21 protein-coding genes and 1 tRNA gene are annotated in these 22,936 nt (G+C 57.4%); 11 read left to right on the plus strand and 11 right to left on the minus strand.

Annotated features, from left to right (window positions below; translation table 11 throughout):
* Positions 1-27: 27 nt before the first annotated feature.
* From C1Y43_RS20460 to C1Y43_RS20480, 5 genes are all read left to right on the plus strand, one after another.
* Complete coding sequence (locus tag C1Y43_RS20460; protein ID WP_104189521.1) at positions 28-705, plus strand: hypothetical protein; 678 nt, start codon at positions 28-30, stop codon at positions 703-705.
* A gap of 101 nt (positions 706-806) precedes the next feature.
* Positions 807-1,343 carry a primosomal protein DnaT gene (dnaT, locus tag C1Y43_RS20465; protein WP_104189523.1) on the plus strand — a complete coding sequence of 179 codons (537 nt, stop codon included), beginning with the start codon at positions 807-809 and terminating at the stop codon, positions 1,341-1,343.
* A complete protein-coding gene (gene dnaC, locus C1Y43_RS20470) occupies positions 1,343-2,083 on the plus strand; it encodes a DNA replication protein DnaC (RefSeq protein WP_021506883.1) in 741 nt (246 codons plus the stop codon). Before dnaT ends, dnaC begins: the two co-directional genes overlap by 1 nt.
* A 99-nt stretch (positions 2,084-2,182) precedes the next feature.
* Positions 2,183-3,313 carry an ROK family protein gene (locus tag C1Y43_RS20475; protein WP_021506882.1) on the plus strand — a complete coding sequence of 377 codons (1,131 nt, stop codon included), beginning with the start codon at positions 2,183-2,185 and terminating at the stop codon, positions 3,311-3,313.
* A gap of 79 nt (positions 3,314-3,392) precedes the next feature.
* Positions 3,393-4,385 carry a LacI family DNA-binding transcriptional regulator gene (locus tag C1Y43_RS20480; RefSeq protein ID WP_104189525.1) on the plus strand — a complete coding sequence of 331 codons (993 nt, stop codon included), beginning with the start codon at positions 3,393-3,395 and terminating at the stop codon, positions 4,383-4,385.
* Positions 4,386-4,433: 48 nt separating this feature from the next.
* On the opposite strand, the gene C1Y43_RS20485 is transcribed toward C1Y43_RS20480, so the two are convergent.
* Positions 4,434-5,471, minus strand: a complete 1,038-nt coding sequence (locus C1Y43_RS20485) for an acyltransferase (protein ID WP_058758174.1) — start codon at positions 5,469-5,471, stop codon at positions 4,434-4,436.
* Between C1Y43_RS20485 and C1Y43_RS24000 the strand changes: the two genes are divergently transcribed.
* The gene (locus tag C1Y43_RS24000; protein WP_164861029.1) at positions 5,361-5,690 is read left to right on the plus strand and encodes a hypothetical protein; all 330 of its coding nucleotides are present in this window, start codon (positions 5,361-5,363) and stop codon (positions 5,688-5,690) included. The genes C1Y43_RS20485 and C1Y43_RS24000 overlap by 111 nt on opposite strands.
* Positions 5,691-5,716: 26 nt before the next feature.
* Here the strand turns inward: C1Y43_RS24000 and C1Y43_RS20490 are convergent, their stop codons facing one another.
* Positions 5,717-6,793, minus strand: a complete 1,077-nt coding sequence (locus C1Y43_RS20490; protein WP_223815726.1) for an EpsG family protein — start codon at positions 6,791-6,793, stop codon at positions 5,717-5,719.
* A 490-nt stretch (positions 6,794-7,283) separates the two neighbouring features.
* Between C1Y43_RS20490 and C1Y43_RS20495 the strand changes: the two genes are divergently transcribed.
* Positions 7,284-8,027 carry an alpha/beta hydrolase gene (locus C1Y43_RS20495; RefSeq protein ID WP_312023511.1) on the plus strand — a complete coding sequence of 248 codons (744 nt, stop codon included), beginning with the start codon at positions 7,284-7,286 and terminating at the stop codon, positions 8,025-8,027.
* Between the two features lie 9 nt (positions 8,028-8,036).
* Here C1Y43_RS20495 and C1Y43_RS20500 read toward each other — a convergent pair whose 3' ends face one another.
* Positions 8,037-11,225, minus strand: a complete 3,189-nt coding sequence (locus tag C1Y43_RS20500) for a transporter substrate-binding domain-containing protein (protein WP_104189527.1) — start codon at positions 11,223-11,225, stop codon at positions 8,037-8,039.
* Positions 11,222-11,890, minus strand: coding sequence for a response regulator (locus C1Y43_RS20505; protein ID WP_233209872.1), 669 nt, complete (start codon positions 11,888-11,890; stop codon positions 11,222-11,224). Before C1Y43_RS20505 ends, C1Y43_RS20500 begins: the two co-directional genes overlap by 4 nt.
* Positions 11,891-12,253: 363 nt before the next feature.
* Between C1Y43_RS20505 and C1Y43_RS20510 the strand changes: the two genes are divergently transcribed.
* Entirely contained in the window at positions 12,254-12,718 is a 465-nt protein-coding gene (locus C1Y43_RS20510; RefSeq protein ID WP_104189531.1) for an Rrf2 family transcriptional regulator, read from the plus strand.
* 12 nt (positions 12,719-12,730) lie between these two features.
* Here the strand turns inward: C1Y43_RS20510 and C1Y43_RS20515 are convergent, their stop codons facing one another.
* Positions 12,731-13,108, minus strand: coding sequence for a hypothetical protein (locus C1Y43_RS20515; RefSeq protein WP_021506874.1), 378 nt, complete (start codon positions 13,106-13,108; stop codon positions 12,731-12,733).
* A 233-nt stretch (positions 13,109-13,341) separates the two neighbouring features.
* Here C1Y43_RS20515 and C1Y43_RS20520 point away from each other — a divergent pair, with 233 nt between their 5' ends.
* Positions 13,342-13,740: a helix-turn-helix domain-containing protein gene (locus tag C1Y43_RS20520; protein WP_104189533.1), complete on the plus strand. Its 399-nt coding sequence runs from the start codon at positions 13,342-13,344 to the stop codon at positions 13,738-13,740.
* Here C1Y43_RS20520 and C1Y43_RS20525 read toward each other — a convergent pair.
* The 6 genes from C1Y43_RS20525 to xylF form a co-directional block, all read right to left on the minus strand.
* Positions 13,697-14,545, minus strand: coding sequence for an AraC family transcriptional regulator (locus C1Y43_RS20525; RefSeq protein ID WP_058775596.1), 849 nt, complete (start codon positions 14,543-14,545; stop codon positions 13,697-13,699). The genes C1Y43_RS20520 and C1Y43_RS20525 overlap by 44 nt on opposite strands.
* Positions 14,546-14,565: 20 nt before the next feature.
* Positions 14,566-14,660 (minus strand) — tRNA-Sec (locus C1Y43_RS20530).
* A 60-nt stretch (positions 14,661-14,720) separates the two neighbouring features.
* Positions 14,721-15,899: a D-xylose utilization transcriptional activator XylR gene (gene xylR / locus C1Y43_RS20535; protein ID WP_021506871.1), complete on the minus strand. Its 1,179-nt coding sequence runs from the start codon at positions 15,897-15,899 to the stop codon at positions 14,721-14,723.
* Positions 15,900-15,992: 93 nt separating this feature from the next.
* Positions 15,993-17,174 carry a xylose ABC transporter permease XylH gene (xylH, locus tag C1Y43_RS20540; protein WP_058758166.1) on the minus strand — a complete coding sequence of 394 codons (1,182 nt, stop codon included), beginning with the start codon at positions 17,172-17,174 and terminating at the stop codon, positions 15,993-15,995.
* Positions 17,167-18,687 (minus strand): xylose ABC transporter ATP-binding protein, encoded by a 1,521-nt coding sequence (locus C1Y43_RS20545; RefSeq protein WP_058758165.1) that lies wholly within the window; start codon positions 18,685-18,687, stop codon positions 17,167-17,169. The genes xylH and C1Y43_RS20545 overlap by 8 nt, the downstream gene beginning before the upstream one ends.
* A 27-nt stretch (positions 18,688-18,714) precedes the next feature.
* On the minus strand, positions 18,715-19,707 hold the full coding sequence (gene xylF, locus C1Y43_RS20550; RefSeq protein WP_058781905.1) for a D-xylose ABC transporter substrate-binding protein: 993 nt from the start codon (positions 19,705-19,707) through the stop codon (positions 18,715-18,717).
* A 358-nt stretch (positions 19,708-20,065) separates the two neighbouring features.
* Between xylF and xylA the strand changes: the two genes are divergently transcribed.
* Positions 20,066-21,388 carry a xylose isomerase gene (gene xylA, locus C1Y43_RS20555; protein WP_058775593.1) on the plus strand — a complete coding sequence of 441 codons (1,323 nt, stop codon included), beginning with the start codon at positions 20,066-20,068 and terminating at the stop codon, positions 21,386-21,388.
* Between the two features lie 17 nt (positions 21,389-21,405).
* On the plus strand, positions 21,406-22,848 hold the full coding sequence (xylB, locus tag C1Y43_RS20560) for a xylulokinase (RefSeq protein ID WP_104189535.1): 1,443 nt from the start codon (positions 21,406-21,408) through the stop codon (positions 22,846-22,848).
* Positions 22,849-22,936 lie beyond the last annotated feature (88 nt).

A 22,936-nucleotide genomic window follows, 5' to 3' on the forward strand; every position in this document is an offset into this window, starting at 1 on the left:
CTAATTATTTTCTGATTTGGTATCACAATGCGCGAAAACATTATTCTTATTAGCCGCGAACTGGCGGCCTTTATCATCAGTGGATTGGTGCTGGTCTTCTGTATGGCGATGGTCTACATCGACGTCAACTGGATGAACGATGCACTGCACGAAACCTCTTTCACCGAAGCGACACAGGAGCTGATGCTGGCGGCCATTGCCGCACTGTTCTTCCTCGCCGCCTGGCAGCGACCGCAGCAGCGCAGCGCGCTGATTCTGGTCGGTGGCTTCTTCAGCTGCATGCTGATTCGTGAAATGGATTTTCTGTTCGACGTGGTGCAGCACGGCGCATGGCTGTGGTTTGCGCTGGCAGCGACCGCGGCCTCGCTGGCGATGGCGCTGCGTCAGCCGCGGCAAATCCTGCCGGGCCTGGCGGCACTGCTGCAGCATCGCAGCTGGCAAATGATGGCCGCCGGGCTGCTGGCGGTGCTGGTGTTCTCGCGGCTGTTTGGCATGCATGAGCTGTGGCAGCAACTGATGCTGGATGGCTATAACCGCGTGGTGAAGAACATGGCGGAAGAGGGCAGCGAGCTGTTTGGCTACAGCCTGTGTCTGGTGGCATCGCTGCGCTATCTGTGGCAAACCCGCCCGGCGCTGGCAACGGCACGCGCCAGCCGTCGCGCGGTCAGCATTGAGGCGGCTGAACCGCACTTCGCCTCGCGCTAAATCCGCGCGGTTTTATGGCGATCCCCGGTGCTAAAACAGGTACACTGACCGCTTAGCACCGGGTCGCCGGTGCACCGGGTGAGTCAACGTCAGGTTTCTTCATGTCAGTCAAAATCTTATCTTCAACGCTGGTGGGGCTGGACGGCTTTTGCCACAATCCCCTCACCACGCTGCAGCAGGCCGATAACGGCACGCTGGCGGTGCTGCACAATAATGTTCCGGCGTTTTACGCGATCACGCCGCAGCGTCTCGCGCACCTGCTGGCGCTGGAAGCGGCGGCGCAGCAGCCGAATGATGTCACGCTGGACGACAGCCTGTTTCACAGCGACGCCGCGCCGGTCGCCGTGCCGGTGGGCAAGTTCGCCATGTATTCGGGCTGGCAGCCGGACAGCGACTTCCAGCGCCAGGCAGCGATCTGGGGCGTGGCGCTGAGCGAGCCGGTGACCGCCGCAGAGCTGGCGGCTTTCGTCGCCTACTGGCAGGCAGAGGGCCGGCTGTTTCACCATGTACAGTGGCAGCAGAAACTGGCGCGCAGCGTGCAGATGAACCGCGCCGCCAACGGCGGTCAGCCAAAGCGCGATATCACCCAGATCAGCAATACTGATTATGATATTCCCGATGGATTCCGAGGTGAGTAATGAAAACGCCGAACGATCTTTTCAGTCGCCTGAAAAAAATTATGCCCGCGGATGTGCAGCCAAAGTTTAAAAACGGCGCCGAGCTGCTGGCGTGGAATCAGGAGCAGGGCCGGCTGCGCTCAGAAGCGATTGTGCGCGAAAACCGCGCCATGAAGATGCAGCGCATCATGGGCCGCTCCGGCATCCGTGAGTTGCACATGAACTGCTCGTTCGACAACTACCGCGTCGAAAATGACGGCCAGCGCAAGGCGCTCAGTCTGGCGCGTGAATACGCCGCCGGCTTTGAGAACAGCATCGCCAGCTTCGTGTTTTCTGGTCGTCCTGGCACTGGCAAAAACCATCTGGCGGCGGCGATTGGTAACGATCTGATTCTGCGCGGTAAAAGCGTGCTGATTGTCACGGTGGCCGATCTGATGTCGAGCATGAAAGGCACCTTCAGCGGCGGCAGCGACCTGACCGAAGAGCGGCTGCTGCAGGATCTCAGCCATGTCGATCTGCTGGTGATCGATGAGATCGGCATGCAGAGCGAATCGCGCTACGAGAAAGTGATCATCAATCAGATTGTTGATCGCCGTTCGTCGTCAAAGCGGCCGACCGGCATGCTCTCCAACCTCGATCCGGCCGGCATGAATACGCTGCTTGGCGAACGGGTGATGGATCGCATGCGCCTCGGTAATAGCCTGTGGGTGCGTTTTGACTGGGAAAGTTACCGCAGCCGCGTGCGCGGCGACGAGTACTGATACGCGGCAGAAGCGGTAAAAACCCGGTTTTACCGGCGATTAACCGCCGGTGCGGGCTGCTAAACTTACACCTATTACTCTTTGCCAGGTGAGGGTGCGATGAAAGCAGCCGGGAAAGGACCAGCGGTACTTCGACTGAACAACCTCAAGCGGGTGATGACGCAGCTGCGTACCACCCGCATCACTTCCCGCCAGGATCTGGCGCTGGCGCTCGACCTGAGCAAAAACACCGTTTCCCTGATTATCGATGACCTGCTGGCGCAGGGGCTGATTCACGAGCTTGGCCCGGTCAGCGTGGCGGCGGCCGGCCGGCCCAAAATTGAGATCGAACTGCGCGCGGGTCAGCTGAAAAGTGCGGGCATCATGGTGGAGCGCCAGGCGATTCACTGGCGCGTGTGCGACTACTTTTCGCGCGTGGTGGCCGAGCAAACCTGGCGCACCGAAACGGCCGATGCCGACGGGCTGCTGCACGAGCTGACGGAAGTGTGTCAGACGCTGCGCGCGGCGCATCCGGCGCTGCTGGGCGTCGCCATCGGTTTTCCCGGCATCATTGATTCTCAGCGCGGGCGGGTGCACTTTTCTGCGCCGCTCGGCTGGCAGGATGTCGATGTGCTGACGCCGCTGCGGCGCGGCGTTGAGCTGCCGCTGCGCATCATGAATAACGTCAAAGCGGCCGCGCTGCTGGCGGTGCAGCAGCTGGAGCTCAATAAAGCGCAAAGCCACTTCTATCTGCGCATCGCCGACGGCGTGGGCGGCGCACTGGTGGAGCGCGGCGAGGTGTTCAGCGGCAGCAGCTGGACCGCCGGTGAGATCGGTCATCTGAGCGTGCAGCCCAACGGCGCGCGCTGCAGCTGCGGGCGACAGGGTTGTCTGGAGACGCTGGTCAGCCTGCCGGCGATCCAGCAGCAGCTGGCCCGACGTAAGCCCGGCTTACGCTGGCAGTCTGGCGACAGCGAACCGGAGATTGTGTATGAGCTGATGGCGCAGACCGGCCGCTATCTCGGCCATGCGCTGAGCCAGGTGATGCAGCTGGTCAATCCGGCCAGCATCATCATTGACGGCCCGTGGAATGCGCAACCGGCGTTTGTGCAGGCGGTACAGCAGGCGGCACAGGCCGGCACGCTGGCGTTTACCTTTGCCCATACCGCGCTGCACTTTCTGCCGCAGCGCATCGATCCGGCCAACGGCCTGGCACTGGCGGTGATTGAGCACTACGAACGAGCGGTATGACCGGCGGAGCAGCGTTTCTTTTTTGACTCGCCAGCGGGCATAATACGTTGATTGACAGGCTCTCTTTGCGGACCGCGCAATGAAAACGCAGCGCATCACTCTGGACGATATTGCGACTCTCGCTGGGGTCACCAAGATGACGGTGAGCCGCTATCTGCGCACGCCGGAAAAGGTGAAGGCGGAAACGGCGGCAAAAATTGCCAGCGTGATGGCCGAAATCGGTTATGTCGCTGAGCAGGAAAACAGCGCGGCGTCGCGGCACAATCCGCCGCGCATCGGCGTGCTCATCCCCTCATTCAATAATCAAATCTTTGCCGATCTGCTGGCCGGTATCGAATCGGTCACCAGCGCCCACGGCTATCAGACGCTGGTGGTCAACTACGACTACAATCCGCAGCGCGAAGAAGAGCAGATTGCCACGGTGCTGGCTTTTAACGTGCAGGGATTGATTCTGACCGAGTCGGTGCACACCGTGCGCGCGGAAAAGTATCTTAACGCGGCCACCATTCCGGTCGCCGAAGTGATGGGACTGAGCGAGACGCGCGGGCGCATCAATGTCGGCTTTGATAACTACCGTGCCGGCTACGACATGACCGCGATGCTGCTGGCCAGCGGCAAACGGCGGGTGATTTATTTTGGCTCAATGTCCGATCGCCGTGACCAGCAGCGCTACGCCGGCTATTGCGATGCCGTGGCGGCGGCCGGATTGCCGGCCGGACGCATCGTTCCGAACAAAGTCTCTTCGGTGTCGATTGGCACCGGCATGATGACGCTGGCGCGCCAGCTCTATCCGCAGATGGATGCCATTCTCTGTACCAACGATGATCTGGCGGTCGGCGTGCTGCAGGAGTGTCAGGCGGCAGGCATTGCAGTGCCGCAGGCGCTGGCGATTGCCGGATTCCACGGACTGGAGATTGGTCAGGCGACAACGCCGCGGCTGGCCAGTGTGATTACACCGCGCTTCGAGATGGGCAAAGTGGCAACGGAAATTGTGCTGAAGAAGATTAACCAGCAGCCCACCATTGAACAGGTGGATTTGCATTATCAGCTGTCGATGGGCGCCACCATTTGAGCGGTGGCGCTTTGGTGCAGGCGCGACGTGCGCCTGCATGATTAACGCTTAGTCGCGTGCAGCGGTGGGCGGCACAATCGACGGCTGAGCGTGATGGGTGCGTTTCAGGAAACGGCTCTCCAGCAAATTCCACGAGGTGTAAGCCAGCGCCAGTGTCATCACAATTGTCAGCCCCAGACCAGCAAACGCGTTGGCATCGAACACACCGAAATGCTGCAGCACCTGAATAATCGGCCAGTGATAGAGGTACATGCCGTAAGAGAGATCGCCGTACTGGCTGATTTTAATCTCTTTACACAGGCTGGTGCAGAACAGAATCACTACCGCCGAAAACGCCACCGGCTCAACGATAAACGCGTAATCCGTGCTCTTGAACAGCAGGAACACCACCAGCGACACAATGGTGATCTCTTTCAGACGGTCAAAGGTTGGCTGATGCACCGCCAGCAGGCTGCCAAAGAAGAAGTAGGACGACAGCGCAATAAACTGCTTGGCCAGCGTATCGGCTTTCGGCCCGCTGTACAGCGCGGTGAAGTAGAAGTACCAGGCGCAGGAGATAATAAAAATCACGCTCCACACCTTCAGCGGGCTTCGCTTCAGCAACGGCACGATAAAGGGCAGCAGCACGTAGAGCGTCAGCTCGGCTTTGATGGTCCACAGTGAACCATCCAGCGGCTGATTGGGGTTGTTGGTAAACACGCCCGGCAGCGACGGCTGAATAAAGTTAAGAAACGAGAAGTTGGCGACCAGATATTTAAGGGTTTCTTTATTTTTCAGGAAGTCCATCAGCGGCAGGGTAGTAAGACACATGCCAATCACAAAACACATGATGATGGTGAAAATATAAGCCGGCAATATACGTTGTGCGCGCTTAATAAAATAGGACGTCAGCGATTTACTTCTTAAGTAACTTTTTGCAATAAGAAAACCACTTATTGCGAAAAATCCTTTGACGGCAAAATCACTATTGAGAAAATGCGCCAGGAAACGGATATCGGCGTTTCTCGTCACCTCAGCGGAATGCACCAGCATTACGATAAAGGCGAGGGAAAGTCGTACGATGTCAAAATTGTTTTTTTCGTTCATGTCAGCATTCTTTCATTGAGTGACGACGTGCCAGGAAAAGCCATGAAAGACTTTGCATGGTTGCTTCGGAATATTCTTATCACAGGTGTTCTGCGTGAGCAGATGCAATCTATTAGAATTTTAATCCTCATAAAAAGCAAGCAATGTTCAGGACCAGTAAAATATTCGGATTTTCCCTGGATGACGATGAGAAAGGGCTTATTAATGAAAAAACGCTAACCAGTTGGCTAGCGTTATTTCTGGACCTAACGGAACAGCTGGAAGGTGCGTGACACCTCATAGCCGACAATCGACTGCTTGCTCGATACGGTGTTGTAGTAGAGATAGTACAGCACCATCAGAATGGTGACAGCCACGGCAAGTACCTTCTTCAGCTTTCTGGTTTCCCAGATACACAGCGAAATAAGCACCGGCTCAACCTGCAGCAAATAGTTCGCCAGACGACCACCAGAAGCGTAATCCTGTAGCGCCATCCTCAGGCCACTGCCGATGGCAAAAGTGATCACCAGAATGTAATAGGTATTAAACTTTTCCGGGTCGAAATTTTTAATTTTATCGCTCAGCAACATGTAGCTGAAGATAAAGACGAAGCCGATATTCTTCAGGTTCGACAGGGTCAGAATACCCTGTTCCTGGCGAGAATCGGCATCGGCATAGCCCATGGCCCTGTCGCCCAGCGCACCGAGGTGGCTGGAGAGCGCGGCGATCAGCGCTGAACTGCCGAGAAACGCCAGCGGCAGGCTGGCGACCACGATAGCAATCGGGATGTATTTGTTTTTACGCACAATCATCGCCAGCGGAATCAGCAGCGCGACAATCGCGGTGGCGTGGCTGATAAACGACAGGATGAAGGTGGTGATCATGCCAGACTTGCTGCGCCGCGACATGTGCCAGACGAAGCCCATTAAAAACGCCGAACATAAACCGAAGCGAATCTGGTTCATGTCTTTGTTGATAAACAGGTGCGCAGAGTAGACGGCGAGGGCCACCAGCGGCAGCGGTGTCAGCTTACGGAAGTAGTGCGCATTGACACCAACAGCGATGACCGCGAAGACAAAGATGAAAATGTCCGGATTAGCGGTAAAGATACGTGTCGCGCCGGCAATGGCGTAAATGGCTGGTTCATAACGGAATTCCACGACCGCACGCCAGAAACCTTCGATAATAATTTTATCGATAAACTGGGCATAGAAGTCGCGATACTGGAAGTCATCAAGGCCGGTTCCCAGGCCACGAATACCGCCAAAAGTAAAAAGTACTACAACGGCAACAAAATAAAGCCACGTCCTGATTTGCGCTGTGTTTTCATTTTTACTTAACATGATTTCGACAATAGCGACGAAAGTCAGGCTAAGACTTATGATCCAGTAAATTCCCATGGTCACAGATTCTTATAGTTTAAAATTCACTTATAACATACGGTCTTGTTAACGTAAACATGAGAAAAGTCTAATTTTTTCTGGTCCGATATTATATTGAATAGGTTTTGCCATATTTATTTGCTACCGTTTCCACAGACATTTTTTGATGAGTACGTTTTTTTCATTATCTCGCGGGGAGCCGGAGCGTCACTGAGCGATTTTATCCGCTCAGTTTGACTTTTGTTACTGTTTTTATTCAGGATTTGGAGCCAGTGCGATGAGAGGGTTGCGGATATTTAGCCTGTTTTTTTTACTGTATCTTCCGGCCGCGTTTGCCAATAAGGAAATTCCGATCTGGCCAGATGAAGTGTCAGCAAATAATAAATTTATTAATTTTAGTAAAAACCCGGCCATTAATAACCGGGCTGTTACCCACGTCGATGCGCCACAAATGATTTATGTTCCGGCAACAGGAAAAAATAATCATGCGGCGGTGCTAATCATTCCCGGTGGGGGTTTTTCTTATATTATGAAAGATCTTGAAGGGCTGGACGTGGCCAACGTGCTTAGCCAGCAGGGCTACGCTTCATTTGTGTTAATTTATCGTCTGCCACACGACGGTTCAGCGCAGTATCGCCAGCAGGCTTTTGCCGATACCCAGCGAGCGCTGCGGCTGATTCGGGCCAATGCGCAGCAGTACCAGGTAGCGCCTGACCGCATTGGCGTGATGGGCTTTTCCGCCGGTGCCTTTCTCGCCGCCAATCTGAGCAACACTCCCGATGAAGCTAACTATCAGGCCGTCGATGCGCAGGATAAGGTGTCGGCGCGCCCGGATTTCAGCGCCCTCATCTATCCGGTGCTGTCGCTGAAACAGGGCGTGACCCACCCAGGCACGCGCGCGGCGCTGTACGGAAAAGATCTCAGTGCCCAGCAAATGGCGCAGCTTTCGCAGGAAGATCGCGTCAGCGCACACACGCCGCCGACTTTTCTGGTGCAGGCGCTGAACGATGGCACCGCCTCACCGCAAAACGCGCTGGGCATGTTCAGCGCCCTGCGGCAGAACAAGGTCAACGTGGAGCTGCATCTGTTCCAGCAGGGCGGTCACGGCTTTGGCACCGGGCAGAAGCAACATCTGCCGGTGCAAAACTGGCTCACCCTGTTCCACGCCTGGCAAAGCAGCCTGGTGAAGCCGTAAGCGGGATGTTTATTGCTTTACAACACGATTGAACGGCAGCCAGCAATCAATGGCCAGCTGTAGCTGCTCGATACGCGTAGTCAGGCCAGCCAGACCCACGCTGAGCAGGTCGCCATCGTGCGCATCGACGCAGGCTTGCTCCAGCTGCTGGCAAAGCTGATTGATATCTGCCGCATAGATAATTTGAGCTGCGCCGGCCTGCCGGTGCAGCGTGCGTGCCAGCGCGGGCCACTGCTGCTGCGCCAGTTCCTGCTGGGCCTGTTGCAAATCGCGCTGATTCTCTTCGCATACCCTGAGCAGCAGTTTTGCCACCATATCGTCATCGTGGTGCACCATGGCGCGCAGTTGCGGCAAAGACAGCAATGCCGGCAGGGCAGCAGGCTGCGCCAGGGCAGCGTTAAGCTGATCCGGATGCAGCGGCTTAAACAGGCACGCATCCATACCAGCCGCGAGGCCGCGTTCGCGCGTCTCAGCCAGTGCACTGCCGGTAAGTCCGATGATTTTGTGACGATAACCACGGCGACGTAACACACTGGTCAGCGTAAAACCATCCATCTGCGGCATATGGCAATCGGTGATTACCGCGTCAATCTGCTGTGTTGCGATGATCTCAGCTGCGAGGTCAGGCTGGCCGATCGCGGTAACACGATGCTGCAGCGCTTCCAGCTGACGGGTCAGCAGCAAACAATTCGCCGGATGATCGTCAACCACCAGGATATGCAGTGCCGGCACGGCGGGCGGCGCATCAGTCGCGCACAGGGTTACCGGCGGCGGTGCGCGACTCGGTAGCGGCAGCGTGACGTGAACCAGGGTGCCTTCACCCGGCTCGCTGTGCAGGCGCATGCTGCCCTGCATCTGTTGCAGCAGCTGCGCGCTGATCACCAGTCCCAGTCCGCAGCCGGTTTGCTGACGACCGGCTGTGGTCTGCGCAAACGGCTGAAACAGCTGTTGCTGCTCGTGTTCACTGATGCCAATGCCGCTATCCTGCACTTCAATTTCCAGCACCAGTTCGCCAGTGGCGTTTTGCTCACCGCTGAGATACACCGCCACGTTTCCCTGCGGCGTGAATTTAATGGCGTTGCTGATGTAATTGGCGATCACCTGACGCAGGCGCGGCGCATCAACCCAGACTTCAAGATCAGGCAGCGTAGTGTGATAGGTAAGCGTAAGGTTTTTTTCATGCGCCAGCCCCTGATAGAGCTGCAGTACCGGCTGGCACAGGGTCGCGATGCTATGCCACTGCGGTGCCAGCGTCAGCTGCCCGCGCTCAATCTTCGCCATATCCAGAATATCGCCCACCAGGCCGCTTAATGCCTGTGCCGATTGCCATGCAGTCAGCAGCGCCTCGCTGGCACCGGCCTTACGCGCTTCCAGCGCCAGCAGGCCGATGATCGCGTTGACCGGATTGCGAATCTCATGGCTCACGGTAGCAACCCAACGGCTTTTGGCCTGATTTTCACGATCGGCACGATCGCGGGCGATCTGCAATTGCCGCTGCGCCCGGCGGCGGCGGCGGATTTCCCGGCCGCGCTGATACACCCAGAGCAGGCAGGCGAGGGAGACGACGGCTGCCACGCCCGCCAGCGCATAAAATGGCGTGCGATACAGTGGCCAGCTGCTGGCCGTCACCTCGGGCGTACCCTGCCAGCGGCTGGTGAGCTGCGAGATATCACTGGGTAATATTTCATTCAGGGCCTTATTCATGATGCTGAGCAGCTCGGGATCGCCAGCGTGCACGGCGAAACTGATGTGAGCGGGCTGGGTGCCGACGCGCTGGGCAATGCGCATCCGTCCGGAAAAATAGCGTTTGATCAGGTAAGCGGCGCCCAGCTGGTTATGCACCATGCCATCGGCTTTGCCTTCCAACACTTGCTGCATGCCGAGACTGGCGTTGTCCACCAGCTGTAGCTGTACTTCAGGATAGTGTTGCTGCAGCCAGCCAATGACCGGGCTGCCTTTCATTACGCTGATACGTAAGCCCGAGTGCAGCGCGGCGGGTGCACCCGCGGTAGCGGCAGTAATCAGCACAAACGGCGTGTGCAGCCACGGCTGGGTAAAACGGCCTGGCCACTGCGCGTTATAGGAGAGTGCGGCTACCATGTCGATTTTATGCTGTTGAAGCTGCATCAGGAGCGTGTCTTCGTGATACTCCGGCACGGCGACAAAATTGATACCGGTGCGCAGGTGGATTTGGTGCAGCAATTCGGCACTGATGCCCTGAAACTGGTTACGCCCATCCAGCAGTGCCAGTGGCGCAAAAAACGGATTAAAACCCACGCGCACGCTACCGTGCTGCTGTAGCCAGCGCTGTTCAGCAGCCGTAAGTGCCAGCGGTTGCTGCAGACGCCAGATGTCCGGGCGCTGTGTCCACTGGCGTGAGATCGCGCGATGCTGCTCTGCGGGGATCGCCGCGATGACGCGATTTATGGCACGCAGCAATACCGGCCTGCGCTGACTCACCAGTAGCCGACTGGCATCCTGTGCGCGTGGGGCGAGAATGTCGGCCAGCGCCAGCTGATTGAGGTAGTTGCGTTCAATTAAAAAGCTGGCGGAGGTCAGATTATCGAGCGCGTAATCCGCCTCGCCGGTCGCCAGCGCCGACAGTGCGACGCGACTGGAGGCATAACGCATGATGTGCGCCTGAGGAAATTGCGCCCGGATTACGCTGTCGCTGAGATAGTGCTGGTCCACCGCCAGTCTGACTGGCGCTGCATAAGGCACCGGCTGCATGGCGCGATCGCGCTGGGTTACCACCACCGGTCGGTTGATCAGCAGATTGTGTGAGGCGTCCAGCTGGGCGTTGGAAGGCACAGTGTTCCCGGCTTTGCTAAACAGCATATCAGCCTGGTCGGCAGCGATAGCGGCCAGCGCCGCGTCACGATCGGTATAGCGCAGCATCTCTATCCGCATGCCAAGTGCCTGGCTAATCAGCCGGGCGTAATCAGCAAATACGCCTTCCACGTTTTTTTCCTCAGATGACATATCAAGGAAGGTGAGATAAGGCGGAATATCGGGCGCCCACAGCGCAATGCGCAGCGTGGGCAACTGACGCAATGCCTGCCAGTCGTCCTGAGACAGTTGCGGTATCAGCGGTGCCAGCGGTTCCCGCTCCAGCGGAATATAGAGCTGTGGCATCGGCTGCGCCACTGTGGGGCTGCAGCACAGCACCAGTCCGATAAACATCAGCAGACGGATCATGAGGCTTCCATTTGATTGCGATGCACGAAAGCAAATAAATCACTCATGGTTTTGCAGTGCAGTTTATCCATTAACCGGCTTTTATAAGTGCTGACGGTTTTATTACTGACGCCCATCCGCGCCGCGATGCGCATATTATTCAGGCCCTTAATAATGTGATGAAAAACCTGAAACTCCTGTGGTGACAACGATTCAATCATTTTTTTCTCCGCCTGCGTGCTTTCCTGCTCCATTTGCTGCATAAAACCGCCCAGCGGGAAATAACCGTAACCACGTTGTGTCGCCTGAATAGCAGTGGCGATCTCTGGCATATCGGTTTTTTTACTGACAAAGCCATTGGCGCCGCTGCGCAGGCTCTGCACGGCATACACGTTTTCATTTTTCCCGGAAATAACGATGATTTTTCCTGGAAAACTCTGATCGCGCAATGACTTAACCACTTCAATTCCGTCCAGCGACGGCAGGTCGATATCAATGATGACGATATCCGGCTGCTGCTGCTGAATCAACGTTACCGCTTCCCGGCCATCGGCGCTTTCGGCCAGCACTGTATGTCCATTTTGTTCCAGCAAATAACGAACGGCCATCCGCGCGATCGGATGGTCATCAACCACAACGACCTGAGCCATAGTTAACCTTTTCCTGATGAGTGAATGACAGGTCAAACTTTAGCCGCTCGTTGAATTATATATATTGCGTATGATCAAGAACAATAAAATAATTATTTGTAGTCTATGTCCTACAAGATTAAATTAATTATAAAAGGGAAGTGGTTATTCCGCCTGGAGGAGTTATCTTTCCTGGTGGGAAATAAATATTCCCTTTCTTTCACTCAGTTCATTAATTAATTAACTGATGCCCAATCGCCTTTTCACCGTAATTTCTTTTACTGTGGCGGTCTGCCTTTTCCCATTTGGCAGCCTGATTAACGCGGATGCCTGGTCAGGGCGCTATCCACCCTCAGCCGGGATAAATTGTTGCCGCCAGCGTGGTTTGCTACAGTAGCGGGAATTTCAGAGGAAACGTCCATGCCACGCGATAACCGCCTGTCCCGCTCGCTGCACGCGCTCATTCATCTTGATCGTCACGTTAAACGCGCTACTTCCGATGCCATGGCAAAAATGCTCGGCACCAACCCGGTGGTGGTGCGTCGTATGATGTCAGGGCTGCGTGAAAAGGGGTATCTGGTGTCGGAAAAGGGGCACGGCGGCGGCTGGGAGCTGCGCGCGGACCTGCGCGATATCACGCTGCTGGATGTGTACCAGGCCATCGGCTCCCCGGCGCTGTTCAGCATTGGCCCGACGGCCGATCCTTCGCCCTGCCTGGTGGAACATGCGGTGGACGCCCGGCTTGACCAGGCGCTGGGTGAAGCCGAAGCGCTACTGCTGCAGCGCTTCAGCCAGATTACCGTGGCGGACATCGCCGACGATTACCTGCAAAAAATGGCCAGCCTTGGGCTGGATCCGCACATCTTTCCGCGCTGCAGCGACTAGCCGGCGCGGCCGTTAATCCTGCTTCTGCAATTTGATCTGCGCGTCATGCTTCATCACATGCGTGGTGACGGCGGCCTGAAACACTTTAAACATCATACCGCTGACAAACGTGGTCAGCGTCAGCGTGATGAAGGCTGTCATGATCCAGTCGACCAGCGGCCAACCGCTGTTCAGCAGCGTCGGGTGGTAAATCAGCATCGCGGCAAACACCACCCAATGGCTCAGGCAATAGAAACAGTGAAACAGATGACCGAGCAAGGCGTGTTTGCGTGCGGTCCAGGCGCGCAAACCGGCAAACAGTTCGGTCTGTGTCATGGTCATCGCGATGCTGGCTGAGGCCAGCGCAATCGCCAGGCACACACCCGTGTCAGAGAGTAAAAAGGCATGCATAGATTTTCTCCTTTGTGACGATTGGCGCAGCGGAAAGAACGGCGGCTTATCCATCATGTAACTTAAAATATTACATGATGTGTGCTGGCGCAACAGCGTGTTCTCCCCGCCAGAGTAGTGGCATGTAAATTGGCGAGTTATCGCTATTTATTGGCTTTATGCGCAAACACAGCCAGTCGTCCTGTTTTTACAATGTCGCAGATTGAGTCGCACCACGGCATCAGGAGGAGAGGATGGATATTCACGCAGCCGTTATGCATCAGCTGATGATGTGGATAGAGGCGAATATTGAACAAAAGCTCATGCTGGAGACGGTCGCGCGGCGGGCCGGTTATTCGCAGTGGCATTTGCAGCGGCTGTTCCGCAGCTACACTGGCGTGGCGCTGGGAGCCTATATCCGTGAACGCAAGCTGACGGCTTCCGTCATCACCCTGCTCAGCAGTAATACGTCGCTGATGCAGATTGCGCTGCAGTTTGGCTTCGATTCACAGCAAACCTACTGCCGCACCTTTCGGCGCATGTTTGACCTGCCGCCCGGCGCGTTTCGCCGCAAATACCGGCACAGCCTGCCACCGATTGACGGTCCGGCTAGCCTGCTGATGCTGCATTCGCAGAGTCGGCTGGCGTCGTAAAGTATTTGCCTGGCGTTGAGCCGAAGGCGGCGCGAAACGCGCTGATATAGCTGCTGACGCTGTCGAAGCCCACCTGCCAGGCAACCTGCTGCACGCTGTGGCCTGCCGCCAGCCCTTCCAGCGATTTCAGCAGGCGCGACACCTGACGATATTTACTCAGGCTCATGCCAACCGCGCTGGACCAGTGGCGACTCAGGCTGCGCGCGCTCAGACCAGCCCACTGCGCCAGCTCCGGCCCGGTGCGTGTATCAGCCGGATCGTCCATCAGCAGGCGTGCAATCTGCCGCAGGCGTGGCTCTTCCGGCAGCGGCAGGGTGAGTTCCTGCGGCGTGGATTCGTACAGTTCATCAAGAAACACCTGACCCAACCGGGCATAGCGCGCGCTGCTCCACAGTTCAGGCTCCAGCACCGCCAGCCGTTCAGCCAGCGGCTCCAGTACTGTCGGGCAGGAGAGCAGCACCGGCCGATCCGGCAGCGGCGCAGCCAGCGCTTCGTCAATCAGTACCGTCCAGCCCAGCACGCGCCCCGGCCCGACAAGGGCGTGGTCAAACCACGGCGGAATCCAGCCGACCAGCCGCGGCGGATTAGCAAATATGCCCGACGAGGTGTTCACCGTCATCAATCCCTGGCGCAGACAAAACAGCTGACCGGCGGCATGACGATGCGTGCGTCGCTCGCGATCCAGCTCCTTCGACAGTGACACGGCAATGACTTTGGGCGCATCCGGTCGCATCAGCCGCTGGCGCAGCTCTTCCTTACGCGGATCGCCAGAGAACGGAAGGTTGTCGGATGGATGGATGAGCATGGCCGGGCCTGAGTGGTGAGTGGCGGAAGATCACAGGAGTCGAACCTGCCCGGGACCGCTGGCGGCCCCAACCGGATTTGAAATCCGGCCGCCTCACCGGAGACGACGATCTTCCTTTGAAGATGCCGCGCAGTATAGCGGCAATTGGCGGCAAAATCTTGATCGCAGCGGGGCGTTATTGCACCTTCTCGCCGTGATGCTGCCGATACTCCTTTGGCGTGGTGGCGTAGCTTTTCTTAAACACCGAATAGAAGTACTGCAGGGAAGGATAGCCGCACATCTGCGAAATTTCATTAATATTTAATGAAGAGCAGGCCAGCAGTTCACGCGCTTTCTCCAGCTTCTCGCGGTGAATCATGGCGTGAATGGTGTCGCCGGTCTCATCGCGAAAACGCTTTTCCAGATTGGAGCGCGACATGCCAATCGCATCCAGCACCTGTTCGACCTTGATGCCTTTACAGGCGTTAAAGCGGATGTAATGCATCGCCTGAATCACCGCCGGATCGCGCAGCGAGCGAAAATCGGTAGAGCGGCGGGCAATGACTTTCACCGGCGGCACCAGAATGCGTTGCAAGGGCAGCGTTTGCCGATCGAGCAGGCGATGCAACAGCTTGGCGGCCTGATAACCCATCTGGCGTGTGCCCTGGGCCACCGAAGAGAGCGCCACGCGGGACAGATAGCGTGTCAGCTCTTCGTTATCAATGCCGATTACGCTGAGCTTCTCCGGCACCGGTATTTTCAGGTGTTCACAAGCCTGTAGCAAATGACGCGCACGCGCGTCGGTCACCGCGATAATGCCGGTCTGCGGCGGCAGCGTTTGCAGCCAGTCGGCGAGGCGGTTTTGCGCGTGCTGCCAGTTTTCCGGCGCGGTTTCCATCCCCTGATACACCACGCCCTGATAGCGCTCGCGCATCACCAGCTGGCGAAACGCCTGCTCGCGCTCCTGCGCCCAGCGTTTGCCGCTGGCGGCGGGCAGGCCGTAAAACGCAAAGCGATGAATGCCTTTCTCTTTCAGGTGCAGAAAGGCACTCTCCACCAGCGCAGCGTTGTCGGTGGCGATGTAGTGCACCGGCGGATAATCCTGCTGCCGGTGATAAGAGCCACCAACACCGACAATCGGCACCGGCACATTGCTGAGCAGGCTCTCGATCGAGCTGTCGTCGTAATCCGCAATGACGCCGTCGCCCAGCCATTCGCGGATGTTGTCGATGCGGCAGCGGAAATCCTCTTCAATGAAGATATCCCAGTCGGTTTGCGAAGCCTGCAGATACTCGCCAACCCCTTCTACCACCTGGCGGTCATACACCTTGTTGGCGTTAAACAGCAGCGTAATACGGTAACGTTTTTCGTGCATCGTGGCGCGCTCCCTTAAACCTGTTGCGCATTGCATAGCACGGCGGAAAAGGCAGCAGAAATTGTTTGCGCCACATTGTGATCGCCCACGCGATTACACCCGGCGGCGCGTGGCCGTATCCATCCACACCGCCAGCAGTAAAATCGCCCCTTTGACGATGTACTGCCAGAAGGTCGGCACGTCCATCATGCTCATGCCGTTATCCAGAGACGCCATGATGAAGGCGCCCATCACCGCACCGGCCACCGAACCGACGCCGCCCGCCAGGCTGGTGCCGCCAATCACGCAGGCAGCGATGGCGTCCAGTTCGGCAATATTGCCCGCCGAGGGCGAGCCAGCACCCAGACGTGAGCTGAGGATCAGGCCGGCGATAGCCACCATGACGCCGTTGATGGCGAACACCGCCAGCTTGGTGCGCGCCACGTTGATGCCCGACAGGCGCGCTGCATCAATGTTGCCGCCGATGGCGTAAATCCGTCGTCCGAAGGCGGTGCGCGTGGCCATAAACATGCCGCCGAGCAGCAGCAGTGCCAGCAGCAGGACCGGTGTCGGCACGCCGCGGTAATCGTTCAGTAACCAGATGGCACCCAGCACCAGAACAGCGGTAATCGCCTGGCGTGCCACCGTGCCGCTGGCGGCTGGTTGTGATAACCCCAGCTGCTGGCGACGCAGCCGCAGCCGCCATTGCCAGAGAATAAACAGCGCCAGACCGGCGAAGCCGAAGCCAAAGCCAACACCGCCCGGCAAATAGCTTTGCCCGATCTGCGACATCGCCGGCGTTGTTGGCGCTACGGTGGTGCCATCGGTAATACCAACCAGAATGCCGCGAAACGCCAGCATGCCCGCCAGCGTGACGATGAACGAGGGCACTTTACGGTACGCGACCCACCAGCCATTCCAGGTGCCCAGCAACAGGCCAAGCACCAGCGTTACCACGATGGTCAGCGGTAGCGGCCAGCCGAGCCAGACGTCAAAGATGGCCGCGGCACCGCCCAGCAGGCCCATCATCGAACCGACGGAAAGGTCGATCTCCGCCGAGATAATGACAAACACCATGCCCACCGCGAGGATGCCGGTGATGGCGGTCTGGCGCAGCAGGTTAGAGACGTTACGTGGGCTAAGCCAGGCACCGTCGGTGGTCCAGGTGAAGAACAGAGCGATAAGCACAATCGCTCCCAGCATCACCAGCACCTGCAGATTGAAGCGCGGAAACTTGCCCGGCGCTGGCTTGCCCGGGGTACCGGACAGGCTCTGGCTACTTTCAGTTTTAAGCATAATGTTCGCTCCGCAGGGCAGCTTCCATGACCTGCTCCTGAGTCAGGTTGTCGTTAATCAAATCGGCTTTGATTTGCCCTTCGTGCATCACCAATACGCGGTCACTCAGACCCAGCACTTCAGGCAGTTCAGAGGAGATAACAATCACCGCGATGCCCTGCTGCACCAGCGCGTTAATCAGCAGATAGATCTCCTGGCGAGCGCCGACGTCGATGCCGCGCGTCGGTTCGTCCAGAATCAAAATGCGCGGATTGAGCAGCAGGCATTTGGCGAGGATCGCTTTTTGCTGATTACCCCCGCTGAGGCGGCCAATCGCCAGCTCGGGTGAGGAGGTTTTGACACGCAGACGGCGGATAGCATCGTTGATCGCCTGCTGTTCCTGGGCTTCATCCAGCGTGGAGAAGCGATGGCTGTATTGATCCAGCGCGGCCAGCGTGATGTTTTTCCCCACGCCCATCAGTGGCACGATGCCATCTTTTTTCCGGTCCTCCGGCACCATGGCGATGCCGTGCGCAATCGCGGCCCGGCAATCGTCGATCTTCACCTGCTGGCCATCAATCCAGATTTCGCCCTGCCAGCGACCGGGCCAGACACCAAACAGGCACTGGACCGTTTCGGTGCGTCCTGCGCCCACCAGCCCGGCAATACCGAGAATTTCGCCGCGCTTCAGGCTGAACGACACATTATTAACGCGGCGCACATGGCGGTTGACCGGATGCCAGGCGGTGAGGTTTTCGACTTTCAGTACCGTTTCGCCGATCTCGTGCGGCTGGTGCGGATAGAGTGCGGTGAGCTCGCGACCCACCATCATCGTGATGATGTCATCTTCACTCAGCCCGGCCGCTGGCCGTGTGGCGATGTGCTGACCATCGCGAATCACACAGATGGTGTCCGAAATCGCTTTGACCTCATTAAGCTTGTGGGAGATGTAGATGCAGGCAATACCGTGCTCGCGCAGGTTAGTGATAATCCCAAGCAGCACTTCGGTTTCCTGTTCGGTGAGCGACGAGGTCGGTTCATCGAGGATTAGCAATCGCACCTGCTTATTCAGCGCCCGCGCGATCTCTACCAGCTGCTGCTGGCCGAGGCCGAGCTCGCCAACTTTGGTGGCAGGCGAAACGTTAAGTTTGACCCGCTCCAGCAGCTGCTGGCAGCGCAGCGTCATGGTTTCATCATCGACCATACCGAAGCGACCCAGCTCGGCACCGAGGAAAATGTTCTCCATGACCGTAAGCTGCCGCACCAGCGCCAGCTCCTGATGAATAATCACAATGCCTTTGCGCTCGGTGTCGCGGATGGTTTGCGCCTCGATGCGATCGCCGGCAAAGCGAATCTCGCCGTCAAATTCGCCGTGCGGGTAAAGCCCGCACAGCACTTTCATCAGCGTCGATTTACCCGAGCCGTTCTCACCGCACAGCGACATGACTTCACCGGCTTCGAGCCGCAGGCTGACGGCATCCAGCGCTTTCACCGCGCCGAAACGCTTGGTGATGTTGTTCATTTCCAGCAGCATCGATCTGCTCCTTCGCGTTTCAGGCGCTTAGAGTTCGCTCTGTTTATGGAAGCCGTCTTTCACTACGGTGCTTTCGATGTTGTCTTTGTTGACCGGAATCGGCTTCAGCAGGCGCGACTGCACCTCTTTCAGGCCATTATTCAGCTTGCTGTTGCTGGCGGGCGTTTTGCCATCGCCCAGTTCCACTGCAATTTTTGCCGCTTCGGTGGCAAGTTCGGTGATGGGTTTGTACACCGTCATGGTTTGCGTGCCGTTCATGATGCGTTTGATGGCGGCGAGATCGGCATCCTGACCGGAAATGGCGACTTTGCCCGCCAGTCCCTGCGCGCTCAGCGCCTGAATGGCCCCACCGGCGGTGGCATCGTTGGAGGCAACGACGGCATCAATGTGGTTGCTGTTAGCGGTCAGCGCGTTTTCCATGATTTTCAGCGCATTCTCTGGCAGCCAGGCATCAACCCACTGATCGCCCACCACTTTAATGCTGCCGTTATCGATGTAAGGTTTTAACACTTTCATCTGGCCGGCACGGAACAGACGTGCATTATTATCCACCGGCGATCCACCCATCAAAAAGTAGTTACCTTTAGGTACCTGTTTAACCAGACTTTCGGCCTGCAGTTCGCCGACTTTTTCATTATCAAACGAGATATAAAAATCGATGTCGGCATTATTAATCATGCGGTCATAAGCGAGGACTTTAATGCCTTCGCGTTTCGCTTCGGCCACCACATTACTCAATACCTGACCGTTATAAGGAATGATGACCAGCACATCGACACCGCGGTTGATCATATTTTCAATCTGCGAGATTTGCGTCTCTTCATTGCCGTTGGCCGACTGGACAAATACTTTGGCCCCAGACTTTTCCGCCTGGCTGACAAAAATGTCCCGGTCTTTCTGCCAGCGTTCCAGACGTAAATCATCGATCGCCATACCGATTTTCACTTCTTTCGCCAGCCCGGCGTGGCTGAACAGGGCCAGTGCAGCGCTGAGGGCTAACAGCGTGTGTCTCATTTTCATCATGGTCATCCTGTAGGTTGAGGCTATTGTCGTTGTAAGGCTATGAACCAGGGCGGATGAATTGTTGCCCCGCGACGTGAACAACATCAATTACTGATTTTTATCCTGCTATTACGTTTTTTTGTTTATTTGTGATTCTTTGAGCGCGATCGAAATTTTACGCGGCCATCTGTTAAATCTTGCAGCGGCGCTGCGCGCCGGCACGCGATGTAATTAAATACATGGATTTGCGAGCTGTCGCACAAATAATAATTATCTTAAGTTCAGTGTGAAATATCGTAATTGAGCTGAACGCTTACGCCTCCGCAAAATAACGCTTCACTGCTGACCATTCGGGTCTGATGCTAAGGAGCACAACATGCACGCTTATTTCGACCAGCTTGAGCGCGTTGGTTATGAAGGGGCCAATACCACTAACGCACTGGCGTTTCGCCATTACAATCCGCAGGAAGTGATTCTGGGTAAAACCATGGCGGAACACCTGCGTTTTGCCGCCTGTTACTGGCACACGTTCTGCTGGAACGGGGCGGATATGTTCGGCGTGGGGGCCTTTGATCGCCCGTGGCAGAAAAATGGCGATGCGCTGCAGCTGGCGAAGCTCAAAGCGGATGTGGCGTTCGAGTTCTTTTACAAACTCAACGTGCCTTATTACTGCTTCCATGATGTCGATGTGTCACCGGAAGGTGATTCGCTGCGCAGCTACCAGGAAAACCTGGCGGTAATGACAGATAAGCTGCTGGAAAAACAGCAGGAAACCGGCGTCAGATTGCTGTGGGGCACCGCGAACTGCTTTACGCATCCCCGCTATGCGGCTGGCGCGGCGACCAGCCCGGATCCGGAAATTTTCGCCTGGGCAGCCAGCCAGGTGTGCAGCGCGATGCAGGCGACGCAGACGCTGGGCGGTGAAAACTATGTGCTGTGGGGCGGACGCGAAGGATACGAGACGCTGCTGAATACCGATTTGCGGCAGGAGCGCGAGCAGATCGGGCGCTTCATGCAGATGGTGGTGGAGCACAAGCATAAAATCGGTTTCCAGGGGATGCTGCTGATTGAGCCGAAGCCGCAGGAGCCGACTAAACATCAGTATGACTTTGATGTCGCGACGGTCTACGGTTTCCTCCGCCAGTTTGGCCTGGAAAAAGAGATCAAAGTGAATGTGGAAGCCAACCATGCCACGCTGGCGGGTCACTCTTTCCATCATGAAATTGCGACGGCGATTGCGCTGGGCATCTTCGGTTCGGTCGATGCCAACCGCGGTGACAGCCAGTGCGGCTGGGATACCGATCAGTTCCCGAACAGCGTCGAAGAAAACGCGCTGGTGATGTACGAAATCCTCAAAGCGGGCGGGTTCACCACCGGCGGCTTAAACTTTGATGCCAAAGTACGGCGCCAGAGCACCGACAAATACGATCTGTTTTATGGCCACATCGGCGCGATGGATACCATGGCGCTGGCGCTGAAAGTGGCGGCGCGTATGGTGAGCGATGGTGAGCTGGATAAGCGCGTGGCGCAGCGCTATAGCGGCTGGAATGGTGAGTTCGGCCAGCAAATTCTGAAAGGCGAGTTTTCTCTTGCCTCGCTGGCGGCGCATGCTCAGCAGCAGCAACTCAATCCGCAGCATCGCAGCGGACGCCAGGAGCAGCTGGAAAATCTGGTGAATCACTATTTGTATAATTTCTAATCCATCGGGAGCGAAGCATGGTTATCGGGATCGATTTAGGCACCTCCGGCGTCAAAGTGGCGCTGCTGGATGCGCACGGCCAGGTTCAGGCAACGGCCAGCGCGCCGCTGCAGGTGACGCGTCCGCAGCCGCTATGGAGCGAACAGGATCCCGAAAGCTGGTGGCAGGCCACCGATAGTGCCATGCAGGCGCTGGCGCAGCAGCACGATTTACGCCACGTCAGCGCCATCGGTTTTAGCGGCCAGATGCACGGCGCGACGCTGCTGGACGCCGCGCATCAGGTGTTGCGTCCGGCGATATTGTGGAACGACGGGCGCAGTAGCGCGCAGTGTCACGAGCTGGAGCAGCGCGTGCCGTCGTCGCGTCAGATTACCGGCAACCTGATGATGCCGGGTTTTACCGCGCCCAAATTGTTGTGGGTGCAGCAGCATGAACCGGCGATATTTGCGCAGGTAGCAAAAGTGCTGCTGCCGAAAGATTATCTGCGCTGGCGGATGAGCGGCGATTTCGCCACCGATATGTCAGATGCGGCCGGAACGATGTGGCTGGATGTGGCACAGCGCGACTGGAGCGATGCAATGCTGGCGGCGTGCGGGCTGAACCGCAGCCACATGCCGCAGTTGTTTGAAGGCAACCAGATTACCGGCACGCTGCTGGCGGAAATTGCGGCACGCTGGGGGATGGAGCCGGTGCCGCTGGTGGCCGGCGGCGGCGACAATGCGGCTGGCGCCGTCGGCGTTGGCATGGTTGAGCCAGGACAGGGCATGCTGTCGCTCGGCACCTCCGGCGTCTATTTTCTGGTGAGCGAAGGCTATCTCAGCAATCCGCAACGCGCCGTGCACAGTTTCTGTCATGCGCTGCCGCAGCGCTGGCATCTGATGTCGGTGATGCTGAGTGCCGCCGCCTGTCTGGACTGGGCCGCTGCGCTGACCGGCTGCGATGATGTGCCGCACCTGCTGGCCGAAGCTGAACGCGCCAGCGCGCAGGCCACGCCGGTATGGTTTTTGCCTTATCTTTCCGGCGAGCGCACGCCGCACAATAATCCGCAGGCACAGGGGGCTTTCTTTGGCCTGACGCACCAGCACGGCCGGCCGGAACTGGCGCGCGCGGTGCTGGAAGGTGTGGGTTTTGCGCTGGCGGAAGGCATGGATGCGGTGCATGAGTGTGGCGTACTGCCCAACACGGTGATGCTGATTGGCGGCGGTGCGCGCAGCACGTACTGGCGGCAGATGCTGGCGGACATCAGCGGGCTGACGCTGGATTATTGTCACGGCGGCGAGGTGGGGCCGGCGCTCGGTGCCGCACGCCTGGCGCAGCTGGCGGTGGACCCGGCCAGCGAATGGCCGGCACCGGCGTTAGTGCAGCGCCATCAGCCGGACGCCGCGCAGCATCAGGCCTATCAGCCGCGCCGTGCGCGCTTTGCGCAGCTATACCAGCAGCTGTTGCCACTGATGTCCTGATTTGGCTGACGCATGGCCGGATGAGGTCGCAAGGCGTGAACAGAGTCGGGTATGATGGGAAGAATCGATGAAGATACGTGGCCGGATT

The sequence above is a fragment of the Pantoea sp. ICBG 828 genome (assembly GCF_002928355.1).
GTDB classification, from domain to species: Bacteria; Pseudomonadota; Gammaproteobacteria; order Enterobacterales; family Enterobacteriaceae; genus Pantoea; species Pantoea dispersa.